Genomic DNA, 13,613 nt, shown 5'->3' on the forward strand with positions numbered 1-13,613 from the left:
ATTTCTGAGATTATTTTCTCGCATTTTCAAGTTCTGCTACTTTTTGATGAATAAGTTCACTTATTTCTTTTGGCTTTCGACAATTCAACAGCCTCTCAACATTCTGATCATCCAAAACAATTTTATGAAATTGCGTAACTGCATTGATATGCATATCATTATTCAACGGTGCCACCACCATCAATAGTGAAACCCAGCGTTTTTCATTTGGAAAATAGATCGGCTCAGCCAGCTTCAGCAAGCTCATCCCAACACTGTGCACATCTCCTATACCGGTTGTGTGCGGCAACGCCACCTTAGGAGCGATAGAGAAGTACGATTCTCCTTTTGGGTAATTGGCAATGATTCGCTCTGCATAAGAAAGCTCCACTATTTTATTTTTTATTAGCGGCTGACTGCACAGCAGAATCGCTTCTTCTAATGAAAGCGAATCATTGCTCAACTGAATGTGCTCAATCGGCAACAGTTGTACCAAGGATGGTTTGTTGTAATACGATAATGTTGATAATTGAAGAGAAAAGGGCTGTAAAGTAATATCCAGAAAAGCTTCCAGCCCTTTTTTGTCTTTGATTGTAACGAAGGGTTCAATACTTTCAATGAATTGATTGATTTGTTCCTTTTTCATCAGTTCTTGTTTCGGTCCATAAAAACGAATTTTCTTCAGCACATTTTTTCGCAGCCAAAGCTTTTTCTCATCGTTAATCACTGGATCAACTACAAAGAGAAACTGCTCAGTGTCAAAGTAAACCGTAGAAAAAATTACGTCTGCTGGTACTTCATTTTTGACAAAATCCCGTTTAGACATGTATCCGATAAACACAAACTCGGGAAAAATTTCTCGTAGCACATTGGTCAGAAGTAATGATTCCGTTAGCCCGTTTTCGCATAAAACCACTGCTTTAGGTTTGTTTTCAATGTGCGCGTTTTGTGAAAAAATCAATCCGACAAACAGCATGGTTAAATAGGCCAGCTCATTTTCTGGGAAGCTGGTTTGCAATTCTTGCTCAATCGGATCGATCACCTTGCGCACGATGGAATGAATGTAGCTGTATTCCTGCCTCACCCGAGTGGAGAGATCGTTGGCCAATGGAATATCGTATTTGATACGATAGATCGCCGGGATGATATGCTGGTAAAACTTTAAATAAATTTCTTCTTTTTGGTTAAATTTTATCGCCATACTATTTTCAAACCGCCAGACCATCTTGCAGATTAGATGATAGTAAGGATCTTTTTCATAGGTTTCCGGCTTCACTTGGCTGAGAACCAAACTGGCACCTAGGATTTGAATGATCAGAAAACTGACATCCGCTTCATTGACTTTTTCCAATGGCAGATTCCTCTCGAATATTTCTCGTAAAATCTGAAAAGAGTCCTCTTGCTTCAGCACTGCCAAGTCGATCAGATCGGCTTCTTCCAATTGATGCTGGTTTTCTGCCCGTTTCAGTAATGCTTCAATAATAAACGGCAACCGGTAAATCATTTCATCAGATAGGCGAATACTCATGCCCTCTTCAATCTGTTTGAAAAAATCCTGATAAAATTTAGAACTCCGCATTTCTAAAAAGCCGTTCGTTTCCACCATCTGTTTGATACGGTCGGTCTCACGAATCCGTTTTAGCAGCATGCGGCGAATCGTAATTTCATTGCCTTCGAGATAGTAGCCCTTTCTACGGTTATAATGCAGTTGAATGCTCTGCTCTTCAAAATTCCTTTTGACCTCTTTTAAGTCACTTAAAATGGTATTTTTACTGGCCTTCAAATCAATCGAAAAATGAGCTAAAGAAGTGTCCTCATGCAGCATCAGCATAAACTCAATCAAGGTTTTTCGTTCCATATCAGAAAGCCAGCCAGTATCATTTTCTTTTTCAATGATCAGATTTAACTGCTCCATAGTCAGCCGACCAGTTAAAACGTGATTTTCTTTTCTTAATGGTTCAATTTGGTTTTCTAACAGGTATTGATTGGCTTTTTTCAAAGAATAGTCAATTTGTGTCTTGTTCAGGGAGTATTTTTTAGCCAGCTCCGACAAATCAATCTCCTGATTAGAAACAATTTCATTCAAAAGATCAAAAATTCGACGATCCATTCCTATCACTCCCTTAGTTTTCTTCTATTTATCAAGCCAATCATTCCCATTTATTCCGTTGATACTTCCCCAGCAACTGGTTCTGGAACATAGTCTTCACCTAATGCTTGTTTTTCTAAATATTCATGAATGCTGTCACGCTTCGTGCGTACAAATAAGTAACAGCCAACATAGACAATAATCGAAAGGCCAATCAGCAACGGACTTCCATTTAAGAAAATTAGGAAAAGCAAGCCATTGACCCAATTCGCCAGGAGAATAATACTAAAAATCATCATCGCTCCAGAAGGAATCTCATAGCCAACACTCACTGCCAAGTCATTAAAAATCGGCGCAACTGCGGTTACCATATACAGGCCGCCGCACAAATACACCGCCCCGATAATCACTGTCTTGAAAATATTGCCGTTGGTCATAGCCACGATTGCTTGAATCAAATAAGGAATTCCAATCAAATCGATCATTGGCAAGGCTTGATTTCCTGGTAAGACAACCGCTAAGATCAAAATAATCGGGATCAAAATCATACCTGACAGCAAGGTTGCCGGTTCACCATAACCAGCTGCATCGTTAATCGCAATGTACCATTCTCTTTGACCGCCTTTAGTTGATTTCTTCGCATTTTTCTTGGAAGCAGAAGTAATACTGGAAAAGGCTGAACTGAAAATTGCCGCAATTTTAGGAAAGATCGCCATAATAGCTGCTGTGGCAACGGCCAGTTGAACTGCCTCGCCCCACCCTTCCAACGTATTTAAACGCGTCAAGTTACCTAAGATTCCCAAAATCAGCCCCAACAGCAAACCAAGCGTGGTTGCTTCTCCAAACAAACCTAAACGTTTTTCAATAGTTTGGGGATTTAACTTAATCTTGTTCGCACCTAATTTATCCAATAGCCAGTTCATCGCTAAGGTTAACGGTACAGGTGCCGAATCATGAGCAATAGCCAAGGTTGCTCCAGGAATACCATAGTATTTTGACCACCGTTTTTCGGTAATTTCTGAGAGCATTAAGCAATACAAGTTAGTTAGCACCATCAATAGAATGGCCAACCAAGTATTTCCTGTGACCAATTGAAGCATCGCGCCCCAGATCATGTAAGAATAGTTGTTCCACAGATCAGATGGCTGGAAGATGTTGGTAAAACGAATAGCAAACAGGAATGTCTGCATCACCAAGCCTAGTGCCAAGAATACCAAGCTAATTTTGGCCGAATAAATAATTCCCGCAGTCGGCTGCCAGCCCGTATCAATGATATTCATGTTAATACCAGTCGTTTCAACCATACGTTCAATTACTGGTGCTAAAATCGGAGTATACGCACCAATTAATAAGTTAAACCCAATCAGCCCAATCCCACAGTTCAAGGCGGATTGAAAAGCTTTCTTTGGCTTTACCTTCATCAAGAGACAGATAACGAAAAGGACGATCGGAACCACGACAGCTGACCCAAAAGCGTTCATAATATCAGATAATAAATTTAAAAAGTTATCCATATTTAGTTATCTCCTTCCTACGGCGTTTAAAGCTCCAGTCCTTTTACAGCTTCCATTAGTTCCTCTTCAAAGCCCTCTTCATCCGTCCCGGTCAAAAGTCCGATCGCATTGATCGTCGGCAAATCATATTCTCTTTTTAGCGGACTGGTATGCACGATAATGTCAAATTCACGGTTGGTCAACAACTCATCCACCCCGTTTGGATTGCACTCCACTGTTTGTGCTTGATAGCCTTCATCATCCAACATATCACGGACATTTCCTGCGATCATTGAGCTCGTTACTGATCCAGATCCGCAAACAGACAGCACATTGATTGTTCTCATTTTGAAACTCCTCCTTTTGATTAAAATGCACTTTCCAATAATTCAAATACTTTTTCATCTTCATCCGATTGAAGACACCCGCTCATAAATGCCTCTGAAGAAAACAGCTTCATTAATTTTTGCAAAACAGATAACTGTTCCTCGCTTTTCATCAACCCTAAAAATAAAATGATCTTGGGCCGCACTTCCGCTTGCTTCGTCGCCATTTCTTTGAAGATAATTTCATTTGCTGGTCGTACAAACGCAATGAAGGGTTTTTTTACATGAATCGGATCCGCATGAGGAATTGCTACGTCGTAGAGCTTTGTATGCAACCCGGTAGGAAATTCGACTTCACGTTTTTTTAACGCCTCATAATAATGTTCATGGACCAATTCTTTTTCTTGCAGCCAGGCTGAAATTTTACTAAACAACTCCTCCTGATCTTGATAATACTCATCAAGCTTGACTAATTCTCGATCAAATGCCAACAACTGGGAATTACTCACAACCATCCCTCCTATAGATGTAAAGGTTTTCACGATTCAGCGCCGAATTTAGAAAAACATCTTCTTTACACCCTCATTATATTTTTAATCTGGTCGAAACGTAAAGAATGATTCAGCCCAACTTTTCTTCTTACGAAATAAAAATAACGATAAACATTGTGATGTTCATCGTTAAAGTCTCTTTATAATTATACTTTCTTTACACATGTATAACTATATTCTTATTAAAATATAGGTTTCAGGAGATGGAATTGACCATTCATTACTCAAAAAAATTATTTTATTTTTTTGTATAAAATAATTGTGATCGAAAGTGATTTTCTTTCTTCTTTTGATTAACCATAATTTCACTAGTTGAAAAAGCATTCGATCGTGTAACCATTTTACTTTTCTTCACCTTTTTAGTTGAATCTCAAAATGAACACTCTGCTTTGGCATACGATAAGACAAAGCAGAATTACTGATTAAAAAAACGTTATTTTAAACGTCATAAGTCTTGAAAATCAATCGTTTCAACTTTGATTAATAAAGCTAAAGCACTCACCCCTCCGTTGAACGTTATGCCAATCCATGCTCTTCCAACGAAGCTGCAATACCACCTTCATCATGCTTTAGCGTGACTTCCTTCGCTGCAGCTTTTAGAGCTTCACAAGCATTTCCCATGGCAATTCCGATCTGAACAGCTTCAAACATCTCTAAATCATTGGGACCATCACCAAAAGCGATCGTGTCTGCTTGATCCCACTCTAAGTAATCAAGTAAAAATTGGATCGCTGACTTCTTATGGATACCTTTCATCCCAATTTCACCACTGTTGGGACCAAACGCCGGGACCGTACTTCTCATCATTTGAAACGCGCCATGGTATCGTTGATGAATTCGATCATAAGGAATGGTTTGATTAATAAACGACACCTTATTGACATCACTATAATCAATCCGACTCGGGTCTTCAATCAATAGATCCAAAAACCATTGAATCCTCCCCAAACGCACTTGTCCTTCTAGACTATCTGCCTCCAGTCCTTTAAGAGTCAATTCATGAAGACACTTTTTCAAATTTTTGCTGGCAAACAAGCCCTGATTTGATTCTAAATAATAGTCAATCCGATTCTCTTCAAGAAAAGCGATCAGCTGCTTCAACTCTTCTGGATCAAACACCTTATGCAAAATTACTTTTCCATCTACCTCGCAGTATCCCCCGCCTGCCCCAATGATCCCCCGAATTGGCAAAGACAGAACTTCTTCGGTAATCTCTGCCTTTGAACGTCCTGTACATAAAAAGAACTGATGTCCTTTACGACTCGCAGCTTCGATTGCGTTTTTAGCACTTTCAGGTATAACGCCGGCATCGTTGCACAATGTCCCGTCAACATCTAAAAAAATAAGTTTCTTCATTTCCATCCTCCATCTCCAATAAAAAAACCTGCCGGAAGCACACTATACAGTGTTTTGCTTCTCAACAGGTTTAGCCTAGTCGAGCGAATAACTATCCACGTTCATCGTAAAGCTTTCCGATTTTACGGTCAAGAAGTTCTAAAAAGATTTTTCCTTCAGTTAAGAAAAAGCTGGATTTTGCAACCACATTTACAAAAAGCGCGACAATTTTTATGCTTTTATGTGAATGACATCCAACTGCTGGATTTCCTGTTCCTGATCTTTTCTAAGACCTGCATCTGTAATCAAATAGTCGCAATCACTAGGACCCGCAAATTGGCAAAAGCTGCGTTGACCAATTTTAGAAGATTCACAAAGCACGATTTCCACACGCCCAATACTCATTAAACATCTTTTCATTTGAGCAGTTTCGTAGTTGGGCGTAGAATACCCATAGTCCTTATCAAAGGAAGTGGTCCCTAAAATGACCTTATCCACAGAAAAATTATTCAAATTCAATGCAACTGAATTACCTGAGACATAGGGATAGCCGTTGCGAATCATCCCTCCTAAGACCTGAACTTGATAATTGGTTTTCTCGCTAAGCAGCAGCCCGATTTCCAAATCATAAGTCAAGATCGTCAACTTTTGAATTCCACTGTGAATCAATTGCTCTGCGAAAGCCCTGCAGGAGGTACCGGTATCAATCGCTAAAATATCATTTTCTTCAATCAATCCGACTGCCCTTTTGGCAATTTTATATTTTTCTTCAGTAAACTCTCTGCTTCGGGGATTTACCTCAACGCTTCGTTGAAACTCTCGTTTGATCACGCCTCCATGAGTTCTTGTGATCAGCCCATCTTCTTCAAGTTCCCGCAAATCATTTCGAATCGTTGAGCCTGTTACCTTGAAGATATCCGCCAGCTCAGAAACCTGCATGCGGCTTTTCTCGTTAACTAGCGTTACGATTGTTTGCTTCCTCTCTTCTGCGTACAACTGTTCTTCCATATAATCACCTTGTTATTTTTATTTCATTATAAAGCATTCCTAAAACGAAAGCAATTGAGGGTAAATGAAAAACATGAGCTGAAGCTCATTTTAGTCAAAAATGATCACGTTTTTTAATCCCACTGCATTTTTTGCATTCTTTAGAGCTGCTTCAAACTGATCAATACGATAAGTCTGTGTAATCAGCTCCTTGAGCGGTATTCTTCCGCTGGCTACCAATTGCGCACAAGTCCGATACCCCATGAGGCTGGCACGAGTACAGCCATACACCCGCAATTGTTTATAGTGCAAGACATTCGTATTCAAGCGAACCTGTTCTTTTTCCTTCGGCAGACCGCCGAAAAATAGGCATCTGCCATTCACCGCCATATAGTCAAAGCTTGCTTCCTGTGCTTGAGGAGCTGGCGCTGCGATGATGCATAGATCCACTCCTTTTCCAGAAGTTTCTTCAAACACACGCTCTTTTAGCTGCTCTGAATCAAGGATAACTAAATCCGGAATTCGGCTTTTCGCCTCCATCAGGCGTTCTCTGGAGAGATCATTCATCATTATTTTTCCTGCTCCTCTGGCTTTAGCCAATAACGCATGCATTAGACCAATGGGACCAGAACCAATAATCAACACTGTATCTCCGGCATAATTCTGAGCAATTTCTTGACCATTGTATACACAGCTGAAGGGCTCAATCAAAGCCGCCTCTTCATACGACAATTCATCAGGGATCAGGGAAATGTTCCCTTGTCTGACTGCTTTTTCCGGCACTAGCAGATATTCTGCAAACCCACCAGGCAAATTAATACCGAACGCTTCGTAATTCTCACACAAATGCGTACTGCCGCTGACGCACGCGTCACAAATTCCGCACCCCATATTTGGAGCCACTGCTACGCGCATCCCGGGGTTGTAGAACGCGACTTCCGAGCCGACCTCTACAATATCTCCCGCGATTTCATGGCCTAGAGTCAAAGGCTGCTGCTCTGTTGCCGTTGGATAGCCATTTTTATACATACGTACATCAGTCCCGCAAATGGACGCCGCTCGAACTTTTATCAAGACCTCCTTCTCTGAGATTTTAGGAAGCGGAACCTCATTGATCGTGATTTTTTCTTTCCCGGACAATTGTACTGCTTTCATTTAGTTATCCACCTCTACAATTCGATTTTCCAATAAGGACGTTAACCCTGCCTTGACTAATTTTACGGCCATTAAACCATCTTCTCCTGTACATAACGGAGAAGTGTCCGATAAAATACAGTCGATGAACGCTTGATCCTCTGCCACATAGGCATCCTTAAAAAGATAGGTCCAGCTGTGCATCGCCGGTTTTGTGAGCTTTCCGTCACTGGTTGCGATCGTGATCTTATGCTTGCTTTGATCACCTATCAGGATACTGCCTTTGGTGCCCAAGACTTCCGTTCTAGCATCATAACCATATTGAACATACTGTGCTCCATCGACCATGCCTAGTTTTCCATCGGAAAAATGGATCGTCATGGCTACTGTATCATAGTAATCTGGAAATTCGTCCCTGACTTCTGGGGACCGATAGTTCCCGCCAATTGCATAAATACTTTTTACTTCACTCCCCGTTAACCATCTGAGTGTATCGAGATCATGACTATTCACTTCACCGATCGGCCCATTGCTTTGATGAATATCGAACATCCACGGTTTTGGATTGCTTGGCCCATGTGTGAGAGATTTTACGAGTACAACTTCTCCAATCGCTCCAGCCTCAATCGCTAATTTGGCCTCCTGAAAGCTGGCATCGAAGCGTCGCATGAAACCGACCTGCAATTTAATCTGATGCTCTTCAGCGGCGGTAATAATTTCCACACACTCTTCTTCATTCATTGCTAAAGGTTTCTCACAAAGAATATGTTTTTTGGAGGCAGCAGCAGCCAAAGCAATTTCTTTATGGTAAATTGTGGGAGTCACGATAATCACTGCATCGATTTCAGGATTTTTCATAACGTCTCGATAATCGGTGTAAAGATAGTCGCAATTGAGTTCAGCTTGTGCTTGGGTCAAGTTTTCTTTTGAAGGATCACACAAAGCAATCAATTTGCCTTGATCGATGCTTCGCGAAAAATTTCTGCCATGAATCATTCCTGCTCTGCCTGTCCCGATCAGACAGACATTTATCCTATTTGTCATGTTCACCATTACTCCTTAGTCGCCTGCTTTTTTTGCGATAGTACTTTGACTGTCGTCACCAGAAATCCACTGATTGCTGTTCCAATTATCAAAGATAAAATATAAAATAGCACGTTTTCTACCGCTCCAGGAATCAAAAAGACGAAGAAACCACCATGAGGAACAGCGATTCCGCAATTGAAAATCATTGACAAGGCGCCAGTAATCGCAGAACCGACAGTCACAGAAGCCAACACTCGCAATGGGTCCGCCGCCGCGAAGGGAATTGCGCCTTCAGATATAAATGACAGTCCTAATACCCAAGCAGATTTTCCAGCTTCACGCTCTTCCTTGCTGTAAAGTCCTTTTCCTAAAATCGTTGAGGACAACGCCATCGCCAACGGAGGAACCATTCCGGAAATCATCACTGCCGCCATAACTGTACTAGTTTCACCAGCTCCCAAATTGGTCAAAGAAGCCACCCCGAAGAAGTAGGCGGCTTTTCCAATAGGACCGGCTAAGTCGATCGCCATCATTCCACCCAAAATCAATCCCAACAGGACTGAGTTCATGCCGGATAACCCATTCAGCCAATTCGTGATTCCTTCGTTCAAAGCAGTGATCGGAATCCCTACAATAAACTTCATCACCATTCCAACAAACAAGACCGAAACGACTGGCAAAATCAAAACCGGCAGCAAACCAGCAAAAGCAGGCGGCAGCTTCAACACCTTTTTTAGAGTTAAAATCGTATATCCTGCTAAAAAACCACCCAATAGCGCGCCTAGAAAACCGGCGTTCATGGAAGACGCTACCATTCCAGCCACCATCCCTGGAACCAGTCCCGGACGATCAGCAATCGAAAAGGCGACATATCCGCCCAAGATCGGCCACATCAATCCCATGGCAATACCGCCCAGCTCATTGATTGAAGCGGCGATTTGTCCTTCTGCATTGATACCGCCAAATGCAAAGGCCAACGCAATACAGATCCCTCCAGCTACAACAAATGGGATCATGTAAGAAACTCCGGTCATAAGATGACTGTAAATACCACTTTTCTCGGCCTTCACTTCAGTGGTTGTTTCAGCGTTTGTTGAATAGATCGCAGCAGTTGGTGCACGATCAAACAAATCATCAGGGTGATCAATCGCTTCGGTAACATCGACCTCCAATAAACGTTTGCCATTAAATCGATCTTTGTTAACCGAGGTACTGGCCGCAATAATCACAGCATCAGCAGCTGCAATCTCTTCACTGGTCAGTACATTTTCAGCCCCAATTGATCCCTGTGTTTCGACTTTTATCTCGATCCCGCTTTTTTTGGCAGCGATCTCTAAATTTTCTGCGGCCATATAGGTATGAGCGATTCCTGTAGAACAGGATGTAATCCCTACAATTTTCATCGTTAGTAACCCCTTTACTATTCAAAAATTTGATAGATGTGTTCGACGGTAGCGGCGTCCATCAATTGCTTTCGGACATCTTCATGCATTAGTTTTCTCGATAATTTACTCAAAATACGCAGGTGCTCATCATTTGAATGTTCAGGGACAGCGATCAAAAAAAGGAAATGAACAGGCTTGCCGTCCATGGAATCATACTCAATTCCCGTTTGGCTTCGACCAAAAGCCAATGCTGGCTCAACAACACCCGCACTTTTCCCGTGCGGGATAGCTACCCCGAAACCAATGCCGGTAGTACTTTCTTTCTCCCTAGTCATGACCGCGGATAGGTAAGCGTTCTCATTTGTCACAACACCTTCTTTGACAAAGGTGTTCGCTAGTTCGCTTATTGCGGTTGTCTTCGATGTTGCGGACAATTGTAATGTAACGAACTCTTTTTTAAGAATACCGCGAATTTCAGTCATCGTTCATCTCCTATTTCTTTTTGTACTCTTCAACAATTTTAATACCTGAACTTGTTCCTAAACGCTCTGCTCCAGCTTCGACCATTGCCAACGCTGTAGTCAAATCACGAATACCACCAGCTGCTTTGACCTTCACCTGCTCACCTACGACCGCTTTCATTAACTTAACGTCTTCGATTGTCGCTCCGCCTGTACCAAAGCCAGTCGACGTCTTCACAAAATCCGGTCTGATTTCTTTGGCGATCTCACAGACTTGAACTTTCTCTTCCTCGGTTAGATAACAAGTTTCCAAAATAACTTTGCTAAGAATGTTTCCTTCTTTAGAAGCATCCACGATCGCTTTCATTTCTTTTCGAATATAATCAATGTCGCCATCCTTTAATTTTCCTACATTGATAACATAGTCGATCTCATCAGCTCCATTTTTAATCGCATCCTTCACTTCAAAAACCTTTGTTTCAATCGTTGTTTGACCTAAGGGAAATCCAATTGCCGCACCCACATGAACAGGACTTTCACCTAAATATGTGCGACACATATAAACTGGATAGGAATTGATCGCTACCATCTTAAATCCGTATTGATCAGCCTCTTTGCAAAGCTGTTTCAATTCTTCTTCTTTGGCGTCTGCCCGCAGCAACGTGTGGTCAATCATATTTGCTAGTTTTTTCAATTCAATCATTTTCATTTTACTCCTTTTATTTTTATTTACACTTATATATTATTATAAATTTTCATTTTGTCAATATGTAAAAACAAATAAAAACAAATGGTTTGTTTTTGAGTTATGACGAACACAGGAAGTACCTATAATGCCCGATAGATAAACGGACGTTACTGAAGAGGGTTACGCCCAAAAAACTAAGAATGACCCTTTCAAAATAGCGACGATCAGTCAGTTAGAATCTAGATTTTTCTGATATCCCCATCGGAGCAGTCATTAGCCTTGGTTGTCATTTAGAAAAATACCGATTGAGGCAAAGGAGAATAATAAGGTTGATTAGGTGGAATTAAAGGAGTCTTCGCTGCAAATCGAAAAAAAGCGAATGACTTTACTCAGAAATGGCGACTATCGAAGTCTTAATTGTTTCGACAAAATTCGAAAAGCGACGTCATGTCCCCTTCCTTTCGTAACGAAAAGATTCTTGGGTACAAAAACGTTGCACTGTTTAAAACCCTCGTGGTTACACAGCAAGATTCATCGGCCAATCGCAGCAACTGTCTTAAACCCTCAGAATTGAACGCTTCAAAAACATATACAAGAAGCTCACGTTATTAACCAAAATCCCTTAATTTTTCTAAGTGATTGATTTACGATGCAGTGCATTCTAAACAACACGCAGGGTGAAATGAATATGACTACTCCAAAAGTCAAAAAAAAGATTCAAAAAACAAGGTTCCCTTAAAAGGCACAAAAAAGACCGAAAATTAGTGCAGTGATTCGAGTAAATAAAGAAAAATCGACAATGGTGCTGCCCGATGAGGACAACAAATCCATTCCCGATTTTTCTAAGTCGTATTTACTCGTTAAAAATTTGCCTATTCTTCAGAAAGATAGCTGCAGGTATAGTCTGCATAAGTTGCTACTTTGACTTGAAATTCACTGTTTGCCGGAACAATAAATTCTTCAGAAGCAGAAATGGTTAGCCACTCCTTTTGATTGGGCAACAAGACCGTCATCGTTCCTTGAGTTACAACCATCCGCTCCATTTCATTTGTACCAAACGTGTATTCTCCGGGCAGCATGAAGCCTAAAGTCACTCGTTGACCGTCTGCCAGATAAAGCGTTCTGCTGGTCACTTTTCCATCAAAGTAGATGTTTGCCTTTGTTTCAGCATTGACATTTTTGAACATATATTCTTTTCTCCTTTTTGCTACACTTCTTGAGCCGCAACTGCTCTGTGGCTTTTTTGCAGATATGTGAAGCCTGTATAGATAATGACCACGATCACGATCCATGTCAACACTGTGATGTCTAACCCGGTAACAAATTTTGCTGCAATGATCACGCCGATAATACCGCCAATGGTGATCCCAAAGCTGAGCTTGCGCGCATATTCGCCTGTTTTAATGAAGTTGATACTCGCAACCGGCATTAATGCCGCACAAGAGGCAGACATGATCGGAAAAGCGACTAATGGACTTAAACCTAACATATAGACCATCGCCATGCACGGTGCGTATAAACCAACACCCATCGTCATCAATGCACCTAATGCGAAGTTTCCAACGATCCCGATCATCAATTTGATTCCAGTCAAACCGGTAGCGACATTGCCTTCTCCCAAAATATTGATCATTCCAGATTGTTTCAACGCCATCAGGACTGCTGTCACAATCAAGGCACAACCCATTACGAATTGAACCTTTTTTTCTGGTAATCCAGTAACGAATTTCGATCCAAGCCATGAGCCAGCTGTTGCTGAAGCAACAAGCAAGAACAAGGTTAAGGGTTCTACATTTACTACGGTAATAAAAATAAGTGCTTCCAACAGACACGACATCGCATGACTGACATTCAACGTCCCTGGTAATTTGCGGTCATCGTCTAGCTGCTTGGTTACCTTGACCAACAACGTTGTTGGAGCAAATGCCCCGATCCCTAATGTGTCAAAAAAGTCCGTAATAAAACCGATCCCAATCGAAACAGGCATGCTTTCTTTGCCGAGATTTTTCCGATGCTTGAATAGATCTCTCCCAAAGACACTCCCATGCAGCCCGATGAATGCGATCATCACAAATAGTAAAACTTGTTTCATACAGTAAACTCCTTCCAAGAATCATTTATTTAGAAAGAGCGGGCCAGCCGCTCTTTCATTCCCTCAT

Annotated in this window: 13 protein-coding genes; all 13 read right to left on the reverse strand. The window is 41.3% G+C overall.

The genetic code is table 11. From position 1 onward, the window contains the following. Nucleotides 1-10: 10 nt before the first annotated feature. The 13 genes from NRIC_RS14265 to NRIC_RS14325 all read right to left on the reverse strand — a co-directional run bounded on the left by NRIC_RS14265 (nucleotide 11) and on the right by NRIC_RS14325 (nucleotide 13,546). Entirely contained in the window at nucleotides 11-2,089 is a 2,079-nt protein-coding gene (locus tag NRIC_RS14265) for a BglG family transcription antiterminator (RefSeq protein WP_146623382.1), read from the reverse strand. A gap of 50 nt (nucleotides 2,090-2,139) precedes the next feature. Continuing rightward, nucleotides 2,140-3,582: a PTS galactitol transporter subunit IIC gene (locus NRIC_RS14270; RefSeq protein ID WP_146623383.1), complete on the reverse strand. Its 1,443-nt coding sequence runs from the start codon at nucleotides 3,580-3,582 to the stop codon at nucleotides 2,140-2,142. A 26-nt stretch (nucleotides 3,583-3,608) separates the two neighbouring features. Further along, nucleotides 3,609-3,908, reverse strand: a complete 300-nt coding sequence (locus NRIC_RS14275) for a PTS sugar transporter subunit IIB (RefSeq protein WP_146623384.1) — start codon at nucleotides 3,906-3,908, stop codon at nucleotides 3,609-3,611. A gap of 20 nt (nucleotides 3,909-3,928) precedes the next feature. Further along, on the reverse strand, nucleotides 3,929-4,396 hold the full coding sequence (locus NRIC_RS14280) for a PTS sugar transporter subunit IIA (protein ID WP_175580114.1): 468 nt from the start codon (nucleotides 4,394-4,396) through the stop codon (nucleotides 3,929-3,931). Between the two features lie 558 nt (nucleotides 4,397-4,954). After that, a complete protein-coding gene (locus tag NRIC_RS14285; protein ID WP_146623386.1) occupies nucleotides 4,955-5,794 on the reverse strand; it encodes a Cof-type HAD-IIB family hydrolase in 840 nt (279 codons plus the stop codon). Between the two features lie 210 nt (nucleotides 5,795-6,004). Next, nucleotides 6,005-6,781, reverse strand: coding sequence for a DeoR/GlpR family DNA-binding transcription regulator (locus tag NRIC_RS14290; protein WP_146623387.1), 777 nt, complete (start codon nucleotides 6,779-6,781; stop codon nucleotides 6,005-6,007). Between the two features lie 90 nt (nucleotides 6,782-6,871). After that, complete coding sequence (locus tag NRIC_RS14295; protein WP_146623388.1) at nucleotides 6,872-7,915, reverse strand: alcohol dehydrogenase catalytic domain-containing protein; 1,044 nt, start codon at nucleotides 7,913-7,915, stop codon at nucleotides 6,872-6,874. Then, a complete protein-coding gene (locus NRIC_RS14300) occupies nucleotides 7,916-8,938 on the reverse strand; it encodes a Gfo/Idh/MocA family oxidoreductase (RefSeq protein WP_146623389.1) in 1,023 nt (340 codons plus the stop codon). 8 nt (nucleotides 8,939-8,946) lie between these two features. Beyond that, entirely contained in the window at nucleotides 8,947-10,323 is a 1,377-nt protein-coding gene (locus NRIC_RS14305) for a PTS fructose transporter subunit IIC (RefSeq protein ID WP_146623390.1), read from the reverse strand. 17 nt (nucleotides 10,324-10,340) lie between these two features. Further along, on the reverse strand, nucleotides 10,341-10,787 hold the full coding sequence (locus NRIC_RS14310) for a PTS sugar transporter subunit IIA (protein WP_146623391.1): 447 nt from the start codon (nucleotides 10,785-10,787) through the stop codon (nucleotides 10,341-10,343). A gap of 10 nt (nucleotides 10,788-10,797) precedes the next feature. Then, nucleotides 10,798-11,469 (reverse strand): deoxyribose-phosphate aldolase, encoded by a 672-nt coding sequence (deoC, locus tag NRIC_RS14315; RefSeq protein WP_146623392.1) that lies wholly within the window; start codon nucleotides 11,467-11,469, stop codon nucleotides 10,798-10,800. A gap of 857 nt (nucleotides 11,470-12,326) precedes the next feature. Then, nucleotides 12,327-12,641, reverse strand: coding sequence for a pyrimidine/purine nucleoside phosphorylase (gene ppnP / locus NRIC_RS14320; RefSeq protein ID WP_146623393.1), 315 nt, complete (start codon nucleotides 12,639-12,641; stop codon nucleotides 12,327-12,329). A gap of 20 nt (nucleotides 12,642-12,661) precedes the next feature. Further along, a complete protein-coding gene (locus tag NRIC_RS14325; RefSeq protein WP_146623394.1) occupies nucleotides 12,662-13,546 on the reverse strand; it encodes a sulfite exporter TauE/SafE family protein in 885 nt (294 codons plus the stop codon). Nucleotides 13,547-13,613 lie beyond the last annotated feature (67 nt).

Origin of the sequence: Enterococcus florum (assembly GCF_004309355.1) — a bacterium.
Lineage (GTDB): Bacteria > Bacillota > Bacilli > Lactobacillales > Enterococcaceae > Enterococcus_A > Enterococcus_A florum.